Below are 19,522 nucleotides of genomic sequence, written 5' to 3' on the forward strand. Positions count from 1 at the left end.
CAATGAGTGCTGAAAATACAGAAAAAGAATTAGAAGTAAACAATACTGAAAAATCCCAAGAAGAACAGGTAGAAGCAACTCAAGCTAATGAGTTAACTATTGAGGAAAAATTACAAGAAGAGTTAGCAAGTGAAAAGGATAAATTTTTACGTCTTTTTGCAGAGTTTGAAAATTATAAAAAACGTACTTCAAAAGAGCGTATTGAATTATTTAAAACAGCAGGACAAGAAGTATTGCAAGCTATGTTGCCAGTTTTAGATGATTTTGATAGAGCTTGGGTTCAAATTTCAAAATCAGAAGATGAAGCATTGGTAAAAGGAGTTGAGTTAATTCATGAAAAATTAAAATCAACATTGGTATCAAAAGGATTAAATGAAGTTGAAATCAAACAAGGAGATGCGTTTGATGCTGATTATGCGGAAGCAATTACCCAAATTCCAGCAGGTGATGATTTAAAAGGAAAAGTGGTAGATGTAGTAGAAAAAGGATATAAACTAGGGGATAAAATTATTCGTTTTCCTAAAGTGGTAATAGGCAATTAATAATTTGAGATTAGAAATTGATATTGGTAAGCAATTTGAGATTTCAGATATTCAGATTTTAAATTAAAATTATGAGCAAGAAAGATTTTTACGAGATATTAGGAGTTAGCAAAGGAGCTTCTGAATCAGAAATTAAAAAAGCATATCGTAAAAAAGCGATTGAATTTCACCCAGATAAAAATCCCGGAGATAAAGCAGCTGAAGAAAAATTTAAAGAAGCAGCTGAAGCTTATGAAGTGTTGAGCGATGCCGATAAACGAGCAAAATATGATCAGTATGGTCATGCCGCATTTGATGGAGCAGGAGGTTTTGGAGGTCATCACATGAATATGGATGATATATTTAGTCAATTTGGTGATATTTTTGGAAGTGCTTTTGGTGGAGGCTTTGGAGGTTTTGGCGGAGGCGGAGGTCAACGTCGTGCAAAAGGAAGTAATCTTCGTATCAAAGTAAAGTTAACACTAGAAGAAATTGCTACTGGTGTTGAAAAAAAGATAAAAGTAAAAAGAAAAATACAAGCAACAGGAGTTACCTATAAAACTTGTTCGACATGTAATGGTTCGGGGCAAGTTGTTAAAATACAAAATACTATTTTAGGTAGAATGCAAACCGCTTCACCTTGTCCTTCTTGTGGAGGTCTAGGGCAAATGATTGATAAAAAACCTTCTGATGCTGATTCACAAGGTATGATCTTAGAAGATGATACGGTATCTATCAAAATTCCAGCTGGAGTGGTAGATGGTATGCAATTAAAGGTTGCAGGTAAAGGAAACGATGCGCCCGGTAATGGAGTAGCAGGAGATTTAATTGTAGCTATTGAAGAAATTGAACATCCAACTTTAAAACGCGAAGGAGAAAACCTACATTATGATTTATATATAAGTTATCCAGAAGCCGTATTAGGTGTGTCAAAAGATATAGATGCAGTTACAGGTAAAGTTCGCATCAAACTAGAAGAAGGTATTCAGTCTGGAAAAATTTTACGTTTAAAAGGAAAAGGAATTCCGAGTTTAAATAGTTATGGTAACGGAGATATGTTAGTGCATATTAATGTATGGACACCTAAAAATCTTTCAAAAGAACAAAAGAAATTCTTTGAAGAAAATCTTGAAAACTCAAATTTTAATCCAAAACCAGAAAAAACGGATAAATCTTTTTTTGAAAAAGTAAAAGATATGTTTTCATAATTTATAGACTTAAACAGTTTGTTCATCAGAATCTGAAATATAATCCCAACTTTTGATATCAAAGGCTGGGATTTTTTGTAACATTTTTTATTTATCAACAACTAATTATTTATTTTTACAGCTTTACAGAAAGCAAAGAAAACGACTCAAACTTACATAATGAATAATATTCTTGAAGTAAATAAAGTAGTGAAACAATATGGTGATTATACCGCCTTGAATTCGGTTTCATTGCAAGTTCCTAAAGGGAGTATCTATGGACTTTTAGGTCCTAATGGAGCAGGAAAGACATCCTTGATACGTATTATTAATCAAATCACAATGCCTGATAGTGGTGAAGTTTTTTTAGATGGCGAAAAGTTAGCTCCTCACCATGTATCATATATAGGTTATATGCCTGAAGAGCGTGGTTTGTATAAAACAATGAAAGTAGGAGAACAAGCCTTGTATTTGGCACAACTAAAAGGGATGCCTCATGCTGAGGCTAAAAAGCAACTTAAATATTGGTTTGAAAAATTTGGTATTGAAGGTTGGTGGAACAAAAAAATACAAGAACTATCAAAGGGAATGGCACAAAAAATTCAATTCATTGTGACTATTTTACATCAACCGAAATTATTAATATTGGATGAGCCTTTTTCTGGCTTTGATCCTGTAAATGCTAATTTAATTAAGGATGAGATTATTGAGTTAAATAAGCAAGGAACCTCTATTATTTTCTCAACTCATCGTATGGAAAGTGTAGAAGAAATGTGTGATTATATAGCTCTTATTCATAAATCTAATAAATTAATAGAAGGAAAGGTAAGTGATGTTAAGAAAGAATATCGAACGCATAAATTTCAGGTGGGTATTCTATCTAATAATGTAGAAGGTTTAATGTATGATTTAACACAAAAATTTACAGTTAGTCAAACATCTTTTAAATCATTGAATAATGATCTTAAATTAGAAATTGATCTGGGAAATAAAACGCAAAATGAATTATTAGAAATTTTGATTAAAAATGGACAAGTCACCCATTTTACAGAAAATATTCCATCAATTAATGATATTTTTATTCAAACAGTAACCAATAAAAAATAATCAAAAATAAAATTCAAAATAAAGAATAACTTTTAAACCTTAGTATTTAGTGTTTGTTATTTTATTTGTTTTGTGATTTGAAAATTGAAATTTACGAAATATGAATATATTGAGTTTAATCATAAAAAGAGAATTTATTGCCAAAGTTCGTAATAAATCATTTATAATAATGACTTTTCTAAGTCCTTTACTTTTTTTAGGAATGTCAGTTTTAATTGGTGTTCTAACTAATATGAATAAAGGGGAAGTTAAGAAAATTGCAATTCATGATGAAGGAGGAGTTCTAAAACAAGATTTCAAAAATAGTAAAGAAATAAAGTATACCGATTTATCCCAAATGCCTTTTGATTTAGCAAAAAAAACAGCTTCAAAAGATTTTGAAGGCTTAATTTTTATTCCAAAAGTTGTAGAATCAAAAGAATTAATAAACAAAGTAGCATACATTTCAGATGAAAGTCCTAGTTTAGAATTTGTTTCTGATATTGAAAAATTAGTAGATGCACATCTGACTAAAGAAAATCTAAAAGTACTAGGATTTGATTCCGAAAAAATTGAAAAAGCGAAGGTGGAATCAGCACTTCATATCGAAAAGTTTTCAGGTGAAGAAGGTTTAAAATACTTAAATGAAATAAAGGTGTTTTTTGGAGGTGCTTTTGGCTATTTAATAATGATGTTTATTATTATTTATGGAAACTTTGTAATGCGAAGTGTTATAGAGGAAAAAACATCCAGAATTATTGAAGTTATTATTTCATCCGTAAAGCCATATCAATTAATGATGGGTAAAATTATTGGTAATTCATTAGCTGGTATTTTGCAATTTGTTATCTGGATCGCGTTAGTATTATTATTGTTCTTTGGATCCTCTATTTTTTTGAGTAGTTCAACAGATACAGCAACAGTACATGAAGCTATGAGGCAATTACCTTCGCAAGCAGAGAATATAACAGCTATGATTGAAAAGGTTAATCTTTATTATAACGAGATACCAGTTTTAACTACAGTTGCTTTCTTTTTAGTGTATTTCATAGGAGGGTATTTTTTATATAGCTCTTTGTATGCTGCTATTGGAGCAGCGGTTGATTCAGAAACTGATTCGCAACAATTTTTATTGCCTATTATTATGCCGTTAATGTTAGGAATTTATGTAGGTTTCTTTACAGTAGTAAATGATCCACACGGAACTGTTGCAACTATTTTTTCTATGATTCCATTTACATCACCAATAGTCATGTTAATGCGTATTCCGTTTGGGGTTCCCGTTTGGCAATTAGTACTATCTATATTGCTACTTTTCGGAACTTTTTTAGGGGTAGTTTGGTTTGCTAGCAAAATTTATCGAGTAGGAATATTAATGTATGGTAAAAAGCCTACTTGGAAAGAATTATATAAATGGCTTAAATATTAAAAGTTAGCCTTAAGAATCAAACTGTTAGATATGGAAATATTCTTGAATTTTGAAAATTCTGATACGAAAAAGTTGCTATAAAAAATGGACTTTACGTTTTTTATGAAACAAATAGTATATTGAAAATATTTCTTTTGAGATTTAATAGACCCCCGTTGCGCTTCGGCAAAAACTAAGGCTGGGAACGCTTCGCAATGTACCAATCGTTAGGTGATTGATTTAGTTGTATTTTGTAAATTCGAATAATAAAAAATATTCTCAAATATATAAAATGAGTAAAATATTAATAATAGAAGACGAAGCAGCAATTCGTAGAGTTTTAGCAAAAATTCTTGCGGAAGAAAATGACGCTTATAAAGTAGATGAGGCAGAAGATGGAGTGCAAGGTTTAGAAAAAGCCAAGAATGAAGATTATGATCTAATTCTTTGTGATATTAAAATGCCTAAAATGGATGGGGTAGAAGTATTAGAAGCTATAAAGAAAATAAAGGCTGAGATACCTATGATTATGATTTCAGGGCATGGTGATTTAGAGACAGCAGTTAATACAATGCGCTTAGGAGCTTTTGATTATATTTCAAAACCACCCGATTTAAATCGTTTATTGAATACTGTTCGTAATGCCTTAGATAAAAAGAAATTGGTAGTTGAGAATAAAATTCTTAAGAAAAAAGTTTCCAAAAATTACGAAATGATAGGGGAGAGTATGCCGATATTGCATATAAAAGAGATGATAGAAAAAGTTGCTCCCACAGAAGCACGTGTGCTAATAACGGGACCAAATGGTACAGGGAAAGAATTAGTGGCTCATCAAATTCATCAGCGTAGCGAACGTTCTTCTGGGCCGATGATAGAGGTAAATTGTGCTGCTATTCCTTCTGAATTAATAGAAAGTGAGTTGTTTGGACATGTAAAAGGAGCTTTTACTTCCGCTGTAAAAGATAGGGCGGGTAAATTTGAGGCTGCTAATGGAGGAACGATTTTTTTAGATGAAATTGGAGATATGAGTTTGCCTGCTCAAGCGAAAGTATTACGTGCTTTACAAGAAAATTTAATCCAACGTGTAGGAGCTGACAAAGATATAAAAGTCAATGTCCGTATAGTAGCGGCAACTAATAAAGATTTGAAAAAAGAAATAGAAGAAGGTCGTTTTAGAGAGGATTTGTATCATCGTTTGGCTGTTATTTTAATAAAGGTTCCTGCTTTGAATGATAGAAGAGATGATATTCCTAAATTAATTGAACATTTTACTAGCAAAATAGCTATAGAACAAGGTAGTGCGATAAAGTCTTTTTCAAATTCAGCTATTAAATTGTTACAAGAATATGACTGGACAGGTAATATTCGCGAGTTGCGCAATGTCGTAGAGCGTTTGATTATTCTAGGAGGTAATGAAATTTCAGAAAGTGATGTAAAATTATTTGCATCTAAATAATTAATTAAAAGTTTTAAAGTGATAATTTTTTAAAGAGTTATCTCTTTTTATTTAATGTTTCAAAGAACATGAATTTAAAAAAAATAAATCAAAATCTTCATAATGCCCTAATTGAAAATGGTCTTACTGAAGCAACTGAAGTACAGTTGGATTGTTGGGGAACCTTAAAAAGTGGTGCAGATGCTGTAGTGGTAATGAATGGAGGAGAAGGAAAGTCTTCTACTATAGCTTATACAGTTATTCAAAAACTAGAGAAAGCAATAGGCGAATCTACACGGGCATTAATTATGGTTAAAGATAAAGAGTCTGTTTTACAAATGTTAGATTATTTTGAAAAGTTTGGAAAATATAGTAATCTAAGGGTGATTGGTGTGAATGATAAAACGGATATAGATGAAGAGAAGAACGTTATTTCCGCAGGAATGGATATTTTAATAGGTACTCCTAATAAAATTAATGCTATGTTTTCTGGAGCTGGATTTAATATGAATACGATTAAAATTTTTGTAGTAGATGATGCAGATATTCTTTTTAAGCAACGTTTAGAACCAATTGTTCAGCGCTTGTCTTTAAGTGTAGAAAAAACACAACGTTTGTTTTTTACTAGTCAATTAACAGAACGTGTTGAAATTTTAGCAGATAAGATTATGATAGATCCGTATCTTTTTGGATTGGAATACGATGACGAAGATTAATATTAAAGACTTAATAAAGTAGGTGTCAGTTTTGATGCCTATTTTTTTATTTAAAATGTTAATATCGGATAAAAATTTTTAAAATCAAAACGATATTAATAAATTTGTGCTGTGTGGAATATAGATTTGTCATATAGAGAAGAATTTCAGTTAACTTTTGAAAGACTGTATGAAAAAAAGGAAATGCTGGTAAAAGCCGAGGCCATTACCTAAGATAGCTATTGAAAAAATAAAAGAAACACTTTCTATAGAATGGACCTATAATTCTAATAGCATTGAAGGGAATACTCTAACCTTAAGAGAAACTCAAATGGTTCTTCAAGAAGGAATCACTATAAAAGGAGTTTCTCTAAGAGAACATTTTGAAGCAAAAAATCATGAAAAAGCGATTGATTATCTTTACGAAATAGTAAGTGATGAATATATTTTTAGAAGTATAGATATGCTTACTTTACATGGATATGTTTTAAGATCAATAGAAGATGATTTTGCAGGACGCTTACGTAATGGAGGTGTTCGTATATCAGGGGCTAATTTTATTCCGCCTAATGCTAATAAAGTTTCGGATTTGGTAGATGAATTAGTGGAGTTTGTTAATTCAAATCCTTTAGATTTGAATGATATAGAATTAGCTACTATATTTCATCATAAATTTGTTTGGATACATCCTTTTTTTGATGGTAATGGCAGAACAGTTCGTTTGTGTATGAATTTATTATTAATGCGTTGTGGCTTTCCTCCAGCTATTATTTTAAAAAACGATAGAAAAAAATATTATGAAGCTTTAAATCAGGCAAATAATGGAAATTATCAAAAACTTATTTTGCTAATGTGTCAAGCTGTAGAACGTACATTAAATATTTATTTAACAGCTTTGCCTAATAATGATGAAGATTATTTGCCAATTGCTAATATTGTTAATGAGCCATCATCATCGTATGGATTTACTCAAGAATATGTTAGTTTATTGGCTAGGCAAGGAAAAATAGATGCACATAAAGAGGGTAAAAATTGGGTTACGACGAAGAAAGCTATCCAAGAATATATCGAAAATAGAAAGAGAAAAAGAACTTTGAAATAAAAAATGATAAAGTTTTTTTGTGAATTTGTTGTAAAGTCTCCTTTTTTAGGAGATTTTATATTTTATAGATAACTTGTACTGAAAAATAATAAATGTTAAAAGATATGTGGAAATATAAAATGCTTTTTATACTCTTATTTCTATTCAAAGAGGGATGTTTTTATGCACAAACGGTAAAAGGAGTGGTTTCAGAGCAAGCAATGATAGTATCAGCGAGGAAAGAAGCTTCTGATATTGGTATTCAAATATTAAAAAAAGGAGGTAATGCTTTTGATGCAATGGTTGCAACTGAATTAGCATTGGCTGTTTGTTATCCGCAAGCAGGGAATATTGGTGGTGGTGGATTTATGGTATATAGGAAAGCAAATGGAAATACAGGAAGTCTTGATTATAGAGAAAAAGCACCAATAAGAGCTTATAAGGATATGTTTTTGGATAAAAACAAAGATGTAATAGAAGGATTAAGTACGAGTTCTGGTAGTGCTGTAGGGGTTCCCTGGTACGATTGCGGGGGTATTAGAGGTACATAAAAAAATGGGGTCTTTGCCGTTAAAAGAAATCTTAACACCAGTTATAGAATTGGCAGAAAAAGGATTTGTAGTTACAAAAAGAATGAAATTACCTTTGCTTCTTATAGGAATGATTTCATAAAAGTAAATGGAGCTCATAGTTTATATTCTAAAGTGTATAAAGAAGGTGATACAATAAAGCAAACACAGTTAGCAACAACTCTTAGAAAAATTCTTAAAAATGGGAAAAAGAATTTTATGAAGGAGAAACGGCTAAAAAGATTGTAAATTTTGTTAAAAAAGGGGAGGAATTATTTCATTAAAAGATTTAAAGGAATATTCGCCTGTTTGGAGAAAACCTATAATTATTCAGTATAAAGATTATAGTTTGGTAACGATGGCTCCTCCTAGTAGTGGTGGGATTACATTGTCACAAATTCTTAAAATGATAGAACCTTATTCGTTAAAAGATTTTGGATATAATTCAGAAAAAGCAATTCAGATTATTGTTGAAGCGGAACGAAGGGCTTATGCTGATCGAAATTATTTTTTAGGAGATCCCGATTTTGTTAAAATTCCACAAGAAAAATTATTGAATGAAGACTATTTAAAAGGTAGAATGAGTAGTTTTTCTTTTGACAAAGCGACTCCTTCTATTGAAATAAAACACGGAGCAATTCATTTTTCTAATGAAAGTACAGAAACTACTCATTATTCTATAGTAGATGCTTTTGGGAATGCAATTGCAGCCACAACAACTTTAAATGATAATTTTGGGAGTAAACATTATTCAGATGAATTAGGATTTTTTTCAATAATGAAATGGATGATTTTAGTATAAAATCTGGAGTTCCTAATTTATATGGACTTGTGGGAGCTAAAGCAAATGAAATTCAATCTAAAAAACGCATGTTAAGTTCTATGACTCCAACAATTATAGAAAAAGGAGGTAAATTATTTATGGTTGTAGGAACTCCGGGAGGTTCGACTATTATTACTTCGGTATTACAGACTTTTTTGAATGTTATAGAATTTGAAATGACTATGCAAGAAGCCGTTAACGCCTCTCGATTTCATCATCAATGGTTGCCTGATGAGGTTGTTTTTGAACCTTATCAGTTTTCGAATGAATTGATTAATAGTTTAAGAAAAAAGGGATATATTATTAATGAAAAACAAAATAAGATTATAGGGAAAGTAGATGCTATTTTGGTATTACCAGACGGTAAGTTGGAAGGAGGGGCTGATTATAGAGGAGATGATAAGGCTGTTGGGTTTTAGCAAAAAATAAAAATGAGTTTGATTATAGTTTTTTCTGGAAATGAAATAAGTGCCTTGGCTATAAAGGCAGAATTAGAAATAAATGGGATTTTTGTAATTTTAAAAAATGAAATTCAAGCTACGGCTATGGCTGGATTTTGGAGTCCTTATTCGGGTGTTGATGTTCTAGTGAATAAAAAAGATGTAATGCAAGCAAAATTATTAGTGGAAAAAATCATTAATTTTTGATTTTCAAATTCTTTAATTTAGTCATTAATTTTATCTTTGCACCTTCAAAAATTTAAGGAACTCTTTTAAATCCCCTTAAACTTTTAAACTTCAATTATGATTACAGTAAACGATATTGCCGTAGAGTTTGGCGGAACTACGCTTTTTAGCGATGTGACTTTTGCAATTAATGAAAATGATAAAATTGCCTTAATGGGCAAAAATGGAGCTGGAAAATCCACTTTGTTAAAAATCGTTGCAGGTGAAAACAAACCTACACGAGGGAATATTTCAGCACCTAGTGATGCTGTAATTGCATACTTGCCTCAGCATTTGTTATTAAATGATGACAGTACAGTAATGGAAGAAACCTCGAAGGCTTTTGCTTCCGTTTTAGGAATGAAAGCGGAGATAGATGAAATTAATGAACAATTAACTATTCGTACAGATTATGAAAGTGATGAGTACATGAAGTTAATTGAACGTGTTTCAGAACTTTCCGAAAAATATTATTCTATAGAAGAAGTTAATTACGAAGCAGAAGTTGAAAAAGTATTAAAAGGATTAGGTTTTGTTCGTGAAGATTTTACTCGTAAAACTTCTGAGTTTTCTGGTGGATGGCGTATGCGTATTGAGTTGGCTAAAATTTTATTAAAAAAACCGGACTTAATATTGTTAGACGAACCGACCAACCACTTGGATATGGAAAGTATTCAATGGTTAGAAGATTTCTTAGTTACTCAAGCTAAAGCAGTAATGGTTATTTCCCATGATCGCGCTTTTGTAGATAGTATTACTAATCGTACTATTGAAGTGACGATGGGTAGAATTTATGATTACAAAGCAAAATATTCTGATTATTTAGTCTTACGTCAGGATAGAAGAATTCAGCAGCAAAAGGCGTATGATGAACAACAAAAATTTATTGCTGAAAATCAGGCTTTTATAGAGCGTTTTAGAGGGACTTTTTCAAAAACAGAGCAAGTACAGTCCCGTGTACGTATGTTAGAAAAATTAGTTTTGGTAGAAGTAGATGAAGTTGATACATCCGCTTTAAAGCTAAAATTCCCACCGTCGCCACGTTCAGGGCAGTATCCTGTTGTTGTGGAAGAACTTACGAAAAAATATGATGATCATGTGGTATTTAATAATGCTAATATGGTAATTGAACGTGGTCAAAAGGTAGCATTTGTAGGAAAGAATGGAGAAGGAAAATCAACAATGATCAAAGCTATTATGAAAGAAATTAATCATGATAGTGGTAAATTAGAAATAGGGCATAATGTACAAGTAGGATATTTTGCTCAAAATCAAGCGGCATTATTAGATGGTGATTTAACCATTTTTGAAACTATAGACCGAATTGCAGAAGGAGATATTCGTACCCAAATTAAAAATATTTTAGGTGCCTTTATGTTTAAAGGAGATGATATTCAGAAGAAAGTAAAAGTTCTTTCAGGTGGAGAAAAAACACGTTTAGCTATGATTAAACTTTTGTTAGAACCTGTAAATGTATTGATTCTGGATGAGCCTACCAATCATTTGGATATGAAAACTAAAGATATTATTAAGGAAGCATTAAAAGAATTTGACGGAACATTAATTTTAGTTTCCCATGATCGTGATTTCTTAGATGATTTAGTAACTAAAGTGTTTGAATTTGGCAATAAAAGAGTTCGAGAACATTTTGAAGATATTAAAGGTTTCTTGGCTTTCAAGAAAATGGAAAATCTAAAGGAAATCGAGAAATAAAATGATCATAAAGCAAAAAGAGGCTCTTTTCAATTTTAGAAAGAGCCTTTTTTTATGTGAGCCAAAACCAATCCTAATAAAAAAAGGTGTACTAAAGTTACCAATTTGGTCATAGGAAGAAATTATATAGTACTGATAACATTATATTTTTTCTGTTGTTTAATCCAGATTACGCATTAGACTTCGTTGTGAAACAAAATTTTTCAATAAATTCAAGTGCTCACGGAAAATTTTAGAAGAAGAAATAGTGAACTATTTTGATGATTAAAATTTGAGTACGTGCTTAAATTTGAAGAAAAATAAAGTGGAATAGATTTACTTCGTCTATTCGCTACGCTCGGGTCTAATGCGTAATCTGGATTTAAGTTAAATAGCTATTTTTTAGAACACCCATTTTATCATAATGCTAAATATTAAATAATTATAAGTATTTTACAAAAATGATTACAATTGAGCACTTTTAATAAGTCGAATAAATTCAGTTTTATAACCTTCTGAGTCGTTATGTACCCCCTTATTAGCGAGCTCTATAATATCTTCCGTCTTTTTGTTTTCAATATATTTCGAGTCTCTTAATTTCATGCCAAACCACGCCACAGAGGAAGCAAATTTAAAATCAGAACTAGCAAATTTTAAAGGGTTGTTTAAATTTTTAATGGTTTGTATCATTTCAATACTTCTTTCTCCTTCTGGTTTTTTATATCGAAACTTGATTGTAGCTAATTCAAGAGACGTAGAATTGTGTTGAGATTCTTTTGATGTGTATTTTAGCTTTGTAGGAGAATAAGAACTTTCAACTCCTGTTGGGATAATTTCATACAAAGCAGTAACTGTATGACCACTTCCTAATTCTCCTGCATCAATAGCGTCATTTTTAAAATCTTCGTCGTTTAGTTTTCTGTTTTCATATCCAATTAAACGGTAGGATTGTACTTGAGAGGGATTAAATTCAATTTGAATTTTAACATCTTTAGCAATGGTAAACATAGAGCCATTGAACTCTTTGCCTAAAAATCGAGTGGCTTCCTGCATGTTGTCTATATAAGCATAGTTTCCGTTGCCTTTGTTTGCAAGGGTTTCCATTTTACTATCTTTATAATTGTTCATGCCGTATCCTAGACAAGTTAAAAAGATGCCAGTTTTACGTTTCTGTTCTATTAAATGTTCCATTTCTTTATCGGTTGAAGCCCCGATATTAAAGTCTCCATCTGTTGCTAAAATAATTCGGTTATTACCTTCTTTGATAAAGTTTTCTTCCGCAATTTTATATGCCAATTCTATTCCTTCTCCACCAGCGGTACTGCCGCCAGCAGTTAAGCCATCAAGAGCATCTATTATTTTGTTTTTCTCATTTCCTGAAGTAGGAGGAAGAATCATACCTGCTGCTCCTGCATATACAACTATAGAAACTTTGTCTTCAGAACGTAATTCCTTTGTGAGAACCTTCATAGATTCTTTTAGTAAAGGAAGTTTGTTTTCTTCTTCCATAGATCCAGAAACATCTATAAGAAAAACAATATTAGAAGCAGGAAGATTGTTTTTATCCATCTTTTTTCCTTGAAGACCAATTTTTAATAATTTATGTTTGGAATTCCAAGGACATTCACTATATTCTGTATTAATAGAAAAGGGGTGATTATCATTCGGTTGTGGATAAGTATAAGAAAAATAATTGATCATTTCTTCTAGACGTATAGCATCTTTCGGAATCTTTTGACCGTTATTGATAAAACGACGGATGTTGGTATAAGAAGCATTATCAACATCAATCGAAAATGTAGACAAGGGAGTTATATTTGTGTTTTCAAATTTGTTTTCTTCTATTTCTGCATAACTTTCCTGATTAGTGTATTCTGGATCGCTTGTTTCAGGATTTTCCGGCATTAGATTGTTAATTTCTACCTCGTTAGCTATTTCTTCATTAGTCGTGTTAGAAGATTGTTTGCAAGCAGTAAAAGATAATGCTAGTAGGTATAGTGTTAGAAATGTTTTTTTCATGTAAATAGCGGTTATTAATTAAGTTTTTTCTTATTATTTATAGCAAATTATGTGCCTCATTTATTTATATTGAAATTGTTGATTGAAATTGTTGATTGAAATTGTTGATTGAAATTGTTGATTGAAATTGTTGATTGAAATTGTCATTGAAATTGTCATTGAATAAATTATCTTTGCAGACTATGAAGCTTTCGACTTATACTCAAGAATTTAAAGAAAACATACGATTAGCATATCCAATTGTTTTAGGCATGTTAGGGCATACCTTAGTTTCTATAGTTGATAACATAATGGTAGGAAAACTGGGAGCAAAGGAACTTGCGGCAGTTTCTTTAGCGAATAGTTTTGTATTTATAGGAATGTCATTAGGATTAGGATTTTCAACAGCTATAACACCCTTAGTTGCAGAAGCGGATGGAGAGAATAGTTTAATAAAAGGACGTAGTGTTTTTCATCACGGATTATTGCTTTGTACAGTATTAGGAATTACCTTATTTGCTATTATATATTTAACTAAGCCTTTGATTGTATATATGGGACAACCAGAAGAAGTAGTTGAACTAGCCAAACCATTTTTAGACTTAGTTGCATTTTCATTAATTCCGTTAATTATTTTTCAAGGATATAAGCAATTTGCCGATGGTAAAAGTGAAACAAAGTATGGTATGTGGGCTAATTTGCTTTGTAATGTCATACACTTGTTTTTTAATATAGTATTGATTTATGGTATTTGGATTTTTCCAAAAATGGGAATGTTAGGAGCGGCAGTTGGAACTGTTTTATCAAGGGTAATAATGGTGATTTATATTCATTTTGCTTTAAGATCAAGAAAAAAATTTAAACCTTATTTTGAAGGATTTACTATTAAAAGTATAGGGAAATCAATGACAAAAAAAATAGTTGATCTAGGACTTCCTTCCGCTATGCAAATGTTTTTTGAAGTAGCGCTGTTTACAGGAGCTATTTGGTTGTGCGGAAGTATTGGTACAACTAGCCAAGCAGCTAATCAAATAGCTCTAACTTTAGCAACTTTTACCTTTATGTTTGTTTCTGGTTTAGGGGTTGCGGGTATGATACGTATAGGGAATCAGAAGGGGATACAAGATTATAAAAAATTACAAGTTATTGCACGCTCTATTTTTTTATTAGCAATATTAATTCAAGGAATTTTTGCAATTCTTTTTATAGTGACAAATAATTGGTTACCTGAATTATTTATAGATTCCAAAAATACATTAGCTTTAAGAGATAGTACAGAGGTAGCTACAATAGCATCTAATTTGATTTTAGTTGCGGCTGTTTTTCAAATTTTTGATGGAATACAAGTTACCGTACTTGGTGCTCTAAGAGGAATACAAGATGTAAAAGTACCAATGTATCTTACATTTGTTGCATACTGGATTATAGGTTTTCCTATATCTATTTATTTAGGTTTATTTACTTTCTTAAAAGCTATTGGGGTTTGGATTGGATTGTTATCAGGACTTATTGCAGCCGCATTGCTTTTGTTTTATAGATTTGAAAAATTGTCTAAACGTATGATTTTCCAAAATAGCACAAATTAATATTAAAAATTATTATAAAATGACATTACCAAAATTTGTTTTAGCAGATAATTCTGATTTTCCAGATGATATTTTTATTATTCATCTAGAATTTCCTCGTTTTTTAATTAATTTAAAAGATGATTCAATTGAATTTATAGAAGAGTTAGATGATGAAGATGAATCTGAAATAGAAAGAGAAATGGAATATTTAATTACTTTAGCAGGAGAATTTTACGATCGAGAAATGGAAAGATATGAAGAATAAAAATTCATAATCTATTATATCTTTAATCCCGATAAGTGATGATTTATCGGGATGTTAATTTTTGGGTTTTATGAAAATGACATTTAGTGAATTAAAATAAGTTAGTAGATAGTAAAAAAAAAGATATGAATGAACATCCAATTTTTGAAGAACATCCTTGGTTAATTTTAACATTTGCAATTATAGTTTTGTTTATGTTGTTATTAGATTTAGGAATCTTTAATAAAAAAAGTCACGAAGTTTCTAGTAAAGAAGCTGCAACTTGGTCATTTGTCTGGATTGCTTTAGCAATGGGATTTAGTGGATTATTATATCATTTTGCAGGAGCTATTAAATTTTATGAGTTCCAGTCAGCGTATTGGATTGAAAAGGCTCTTTCGGTAGATAATCTTTTTGTTTTTATTATGGTTTTTAAATTTTTTGAAGTAGCCAACGAAAATAAACATAAAGTACTGTTCTGGGGAATTATAGGAGCTCTTGTTTTAAGAGCAATTTTTATATTTTCAGGGGCTTTTTTGATAGAATTAACCTATTTGAATAAAATTTTAGGATTAATAGGTTTTTCGGGATTTAAATATGACATTAACTTAGTGATGACTCTTTTCGGATTATTCCTGATTTATGCAGGAATTAAATCTTGGTTTAGTAATGATGAAGATCAGGATCAGGATTACAACAATACTAAGGGAGCAAAATTAGTACGTAGAATTTTTAATGTAAGTGATAATTATGATGGAAATAAATTTTTTACAGTTGAAAATGGTAAAAAAATAGCAACGCCTTTGTTAGTTGTAGTGACAGTTATTGAATTTACAGACCTGTTATTTGCCGTTGATTCTATCCCCGCTATTTTTGCTATTTCAAGAGATCCGTTAGTTCTATATACATCTAATATTTTTGCTATATTAGGATTACGAGCTCTATTTTTTTTACTAGATAATTTTATTCATTTATTTCACAAACTTCCTTACGGGTTAGCTATTATTTTAACCTTTATAGGGATAAAAATGATTATAGCTCCTTTTTATCACGTAGATTCTGTAATATCACTCATAATAATAGGCGCTGTTTTAGTACTGTCTGTATTTTTGTCAATTGTTTTTCCTGAATCTAAAGAATAATGTATTTTATATAATTTAATATGCTACGATATTATGCTGAAAAAAATCTTATCTAGGTATATTTAAAAATAAAAGATATTGATAAAATAAAGGTTTAAGACCTTCTCACTTCTGAATTTAATCCTTGTTTTTAAAGATTTTGTTCTAAAAACAAGGGTTAATATTTTTAATACATTTTATATAGCTACTATTTCAAGAAATAAAAAGTTAAACCCAGATTTCAAGAAAGTATTGTTCTTTGACAAATGAGAGCTAACTTGCACTTGCGAGCGAAGCCTATGTATAAAATGGTGAATTTATCCCCTCCCAGATTTTGGCTGAAATGTAAAAAGGCTTCCATTTGGAAGCCCTTTGAGACAATCAATGATGAAACACCATGTTATCTCGTATAGAATAATTTAAGCAAAGATATTACATTTCCTCGCATTTTAATAAAAAAATATTTTATGAAAAGTTTCGAAAAAATGCAAATTGTAAATCCCAATGCTGCAGGAATTGATGTTGGGTCACGTTCTCATTTTGTAGCCATAGGACAGGATGAAAATCAAATTAGAGAATTTAATGTTTATCAATCAGGATTATGCGCTTTGGTAGCTTATCTTCAAGAGAACAAGATTCGTAGTGTTGCTTTGGAGTCCACAGGGAGTTATTGGCAATCTTTGTTTATGATCTTGCAGGGAAATGGTTTTGAAGTTCTTTTGGTTCAAGGGACTCAAACAAAAAACCTCAAAGCAAAGACAGATGTGAAAGATGCACAATGGATACAGAAACTTCATTCTTTAGGGCTATTACGAGGTTCTTTTTGCCCTCTGAAACCACTTTGCAGATAAGAACACTTCATAGACATCGTTCTAGTTTGATTGAACAAAGTTCAGGCTTTGTAAACAAAATGCAAAAAGCATTACGTTTAATGAACTTCAGACTCGACGTTGTGATAAGTGACATCACAGGAGTTTCTGGAATAAGAGTAATTGAGATGATACTATCAGGTGAAACTTCAGGTGAAAAATTAGCTGAATATTGCGACAAACGAGTTAAAAAAAGCAAAGAAGAAATAGCCGACGCTTTACAAGGTAAAATAAACAATGAATACCTACATGAGCTTTCCGATTGTTATGATATTTACAGACTTATTCAAGATAAAATAAAAAACACCGATACTCGTATTGATGAAGTGCTGAAAAATCAAACCAGAGAAATTGTTTTATCAGAAGATATCGAATTGGTAAAGAAACAGAATAAAGGGAAAAACCAACCCAAATTTGATGTACAGAAATATAGTTTAAAACTTTTTGGAGTAGATCTCTTTGCTATAGAATCAGTTTGCTCAGGAACCGTTACTAGTTTTTTAGCCGAAATAGGCACCGATATATATAAATTCAAGACCTCCAAGCAATTTGTGAATTGGCTCAGGTTAGCTCCAAATAATAAAATTAGTGGAGGTAAGGTTTTGAGTAGCAGAACTCCAAAAGGGAAAAATAAATTTGCATTGACATTAAGAAATGCGGCAAATACAATTGAAAGAAAAAAAGAAGGTTACCTCGTTATGTTCTTTAAAAGGATTTCTTTTAAAAAAGGAAGAGGTGCTGCAATTACAGCAACAGCAAGAAAAATAGCAGTTATAATTTGGAATATGATAGTCAAAAAACAACATTATATACCAATAAATACAGACCAATATATTCAAGAAATGAAGAATAAAAAAACGATACAAATTAAAAAAATGATTAAAAAATACGGAATCGAAACTACTTCTTTATCAATTCCTTAAATTAAGTTAGATAGAATTCCGCATTAAACTTCGTTGTAAAAAAAAAATAAAATCAAATTCTCACATAAAACTTTAGAAAAAGAGAATTATCTTTTGATGAAAGAAATTAGAAAACGTGCTTGAATTGGAAGAAAATGAAATTTATACCATTTTAGTTTTGAAATTACCTAAACCAAAACGGACTACAAAATACACGAATCAAGAAATATTACACGATATTATTACAGTAAATTTGAACCTTAAAGATAGTATTATATATAAAAATGACGTTGAATCTAAAAAAATGTTCATTTTTATTTCGACCAAAGTAAGATTCGAAAGTGAATGGGTAGAATTATATAATCATATAACATTGAAAATTTAACTTCTTCTGTCGAAGAAACAAACTATATGTTAAGTTGTTGTTTTTTAGATGTCTGTATCTGTAAAAAAAAACAATTTATTATATCTTCTTCTTTGCCTTTGTACTTGATTACAAATTTTATTATGTAATCTAGGTTTAAAATGATTCAGGTCATAAGAAAGAAATAGTTTTTATTTGTTTTTAAAGTAATTGTCTAGTAATTTTTGTGCAGAAACAAATGGAGAACTTTGGTTGTTTTGTATGGCCATTTTTTCAATTTCTAAAAGAGAGGAGATGGTAGGGTGATTAAAAAAATGACTTTTTAATTGCTCGTTTATACTTTCTAAAAGCCAGTATTCACTCTGATTGTTTCTTTTGCTATCGAAATAACCATTTTCTTTTGTTATTGAAACATATTCTTCAATAGTTTGCCATATAGAGTCAATTCCCTTTTTTTCTAGAGCACTGCAAGTTGTGACTTTTGGAATCCAACCTGATTTTTTTTCAGGAAATAAATGTAAAGCTCTGTTGAATGCTGTTTTAGCAAGTTTCGCCTTGGTTGTATTATCACCATCCGCTTTATTAATTACTAATAAATCAGCCATTTCCATAATACCTCTTTTTATACCTTGCAGTTCGTCTCCAGCCCCTGCTAAATTCAATAATAAAAAAAAGTCAGTCATACTATGTACAGCTGTTTCACTTTGTCCTACTCCAACTGTTTCTACAAGTATTATATTAAAACCGCAAGCTTCACATAGTACAATGCTTTCTCTTGTTTTTCTAGCTACACCTCCCAAGCTTTCGCCTGAAGCACTAGGCCGAATATAGGCATATTCATCCTTTACCAACTCTTCCATACGTGTTTTGTCACCTAAAATACTTCCATGACTAATACTAGAACTTGGATCGATAGCTAATACAGCTACTTTTTTTCCTAATGAGGTTAATAGTTTTCCAAAGGCTTCTATAAAAGTACTTTTACCTACTCCGGGTACACCAGTAATGCCAATTCTGATAGATTTATTACTATGAGGTAGACAATTTTGGATAATTATGTTGGCTTTTTCTTGGTGTATACTATTTGTGCTTTCAACTAGTGTTATGGCTCTACTAAGCGCTGTTTTATCTCCTTTAAGGATGCTTTCTGTAATTATTTCAGGTGTAAGGTTTTTATTCCTGTGCTCTTTTATTTGCTTGATTGCTTCTGGATTAATACTTTCAGGTTGTTTGATGCCTTCATTTTCTTTTAGAGCGGACTTTTTTCTGTAAGTATTCAATGGATCTGGTTTTT

The 19,522-nt window shown here is 30.8% G+C and carries 16 protein-coding genes and 2 pseudogenes; 16 read left to right on the top strand and 2 right to left on the bottom strand.

Features of this window, described 5'->3' with window-relative positions:
- Positions 1 to 2 precede the first annotated feature (2 nt).
- From JJC05_RS13545 to JJC05_RS13590, 10 genes and pseudogenes are all read left to right on the top strand, one after another.
- Complete coding sequence (locus tag JJC05_RS13545) at positions 3 to 542, top strand: nucleotide exchange factor GrpE (protein WP_088392231.1); 540 nt, start codon at positions 3 to 5, stop codon at positions 540 to 542.
- 71 nt (positions 543 to 613) lie between these two features.
- Positions 614 to 1,729: a molecular chaperone DnaJ gene (gene dnaJ, locus JJC05_RS13550; RefSeq protein WP_105196753.1), complete on the top strand. Its 1,116-nt coding sequence runs from the start codon at positions 614 to 616 to the stop codon at positions 1,727 to 1,729.
- Between the two features lie 159 nt (positions 1,730 to 1,888).
- Positions 1,889 to 2,815 carry an ABC transporter ATP-binding protein gene (locus JJC05_RS13555; RefSeq protein WP_088392227.1) on the top strand — a complete coding sequence of 309 codons (927 nt, stop codon included), beginning with the start codon at positions 1,889 to 1,891 and terminating at the stop codon, positions 2,813 to 2,815.
- A 100-nt stretch (positions 2,816 to 2,915) separates the two neighbouring features.
- Entirely contained in the window at positions 2,916 to 4,223 is a 1,308-nt protein-coding gene (locus JJC05_RS13560; RefSeq protein ID WP_088392225.1) for an ABC transporter permease, read from the top strand.
- 271 nt (positions 4,224 to 4,494) lie between these two features.
- A complete protein-coding gene (locus JJC05_RS13565) occupies positions 4,495 to 5,658 on the top strand; it encodes a sigma-54-dependent transcriptional regulator (protein ID WP_088392223.1) in 1,164 nt (387 codons plus the stop codon).
- 68 nt (positions 5,659 to 5,726) lie between these two features.
- The gene (locus JJC05_RS13570) at positions 5,727 to 6,353 is read left to right on the top strand and encodes a DEAD/DEAH box helicase (RefSeq protein WP_127822798.1); all 627 of its coding nucleotides are present in this window, start codon (positions 5,727 to 5,729) and stop codon (positions 6,351 to 6,353) included.
- A 111-nt stretch (positions 6,354 to 6,464) separates the two neighbouring features.
- Positions 6,465 to 7,434 (top strand): annotated as a pseudogene (locus JJC05_RS13575) (Fic family protein).
- 104 nt (positions 7,435 to 7,538) lie between these two features.
- Positions 7,539 to 9,224, top strand: a pseudogene (ggt, locus tag JJC05_RS13580) (gamma-glutamyltransferase).
- A 12-nt stretch (positions 9,225 to 9,236) separates the two neighbouring features.
- Positions 9,237 to 9,452: a putative signal transducing protein gene (locus tag JJC05_RS13585; protein ID WP_088392217.1), complete on the top strand. Its 216-nt coding sequence runs from the start codon at positions 9,237 to 9,239 to the stop codon at positions 9,450 to 9,452.
- Between the two features lie 96 nt (positions 9,453 to 9,548).
- Positions 9,549 to 11,183 (top strand): ABC-F family ATP-binding cassette domain-containing protein, encoded by a 1,635-nt coding sequence (locus JJC05_RS13590; protein ID WP_127822800.1) that lies wholly within the window; start codon positions 9,549 to 9,551, stop codon positions 11,181 to 11,183.
- A gap of 444 nt (positions 11,184 to 11,627) precedes the next feature.
- On the opposite strand, the gene JJC05_RS13595 is transcribed toward JJC05_RS13590, so the two are convergent.
- Positions 11,628 to 13,181, bottom strand: coding sequence for a vWA domain-containing protein (locus JJC05_RS13595; protein WP_235877639.1), 1,554 nt, complete (start codon positions 13,179 to 13,181; stop codon positions 11,628 to 11,630).
- A gap of 182 nt (positions 13,182 to 13,363) precedes the next feature.
- Here JJC05_RS13595 and JJC05_RS13600 point away from each other — a divergent pair, with 182 nt between their 5' ends.
- The 6 genes from JJC05_RS13600 to JJC05_RS13625 all read left to right on the top strand — a co-directional run bounded on the left by JJC05_RS13600 (position 13,364) and on the right by JJC05_RS13625 (position 18,249).
- Positions 13,364 to 14,746, top strand: a complete 1,383-nt coding sequence (locus tag JJC05_RS13600) for an MATE family efflux transporter (RefSeq protein ID WP_088394403.1) — start codon at positions 13,364 to 13,366, stop codon at positions 14,744 to 14,746.
- Between the two features lie 19 nt (positions 14,747 to 14,765).
- Complete coding sequence (locus JJC05_RS13605; RefSeq protein ID WP_088394401.1) at positions 14,766 to 14,993, top strand: DUF8828 family protein; 228 nt, start codon at positions 14,766 to 14,768, stop codon at positions 14,991 to 14,993.
- A gap of 125 nt (positions 14,994 to 15,118) precedes the next feature.
- Complete coding sequence (locus JJC05_RS13610) at positions 15,119 to 16,114, top strand: TerC/Alx family metal homeostasis membrane protein (protein ID WP_088394399.1); 996 nt, start codon at positions 15,119 to 15,121, stop codon at positions 16,112 to 16,114.
- Positions 16,115 to 16,560: 446 nt separating this feature from the next.
- Positions 16,561 to 16,944, top strand: a complete 384-nt coding sequence (locus tag JJC05_RS13615) for an IS110 family transposase (protein WP_235877302.1) — start codon at positions 16,561 to 16,563, stop codon at positions 16,942 to 16,944.
- Between the two features lie 59 nt (positions 16,945 to 17,003).
- Complete coding sequence (locus JJC05_RS13620; RefSeq protein ID WP_235877642.1) at positions 17,004 to 17,885, top strand: transposase; 882 nt, start codon at positions 17,004 to 17,006, stop codon at positions 17,883 to 17,885.
- Between the two features lie 115 nt (positions 17,886 to 18,000).
- Entirely contained in the window at positions 18,001 to 18,249 is a 249-nt protein-coding gene (locus JJC05_RS13625) for a hypothetical protein (protein ID WP_127822803.1), read from the top strand.
- A 170-nt stretch (positions 18,250 to 18,419) separates the two neighbouring features.
- Here JJC05_RS13625 and meaB read toward each other — a convergent pair whose 3' ends face one another.
- The gene (meaB, locus tag JJC05_RS13630; RefSeq protein WP_105196954.1) at positions 18,420 to 19,508 is read right to left on the bottom strand and encodes a methylmalonyl Co-A mutase-associated GTPase MeaB; all 1,089 of its coding nucleotides are present in this window, start codon (positions 19,506 to 19,508) and stop codon (positions 18,420 to 18,422) included.
- Between the last annotated feature and the right edge of the window lie 14 nt (positions 19,509 to 19,522).

Source organism: Flavobacterium davisii (genome assembly GCF_019565505.1).
In the GTDB taxonomy this organism is placed as follows: domain Bacteria; phylum Bacteroidota; class Bacteroidia; order Flavobacteriales; family Flavobacteriaceae; genus Flavobacterium; species Flavobacterium davisii.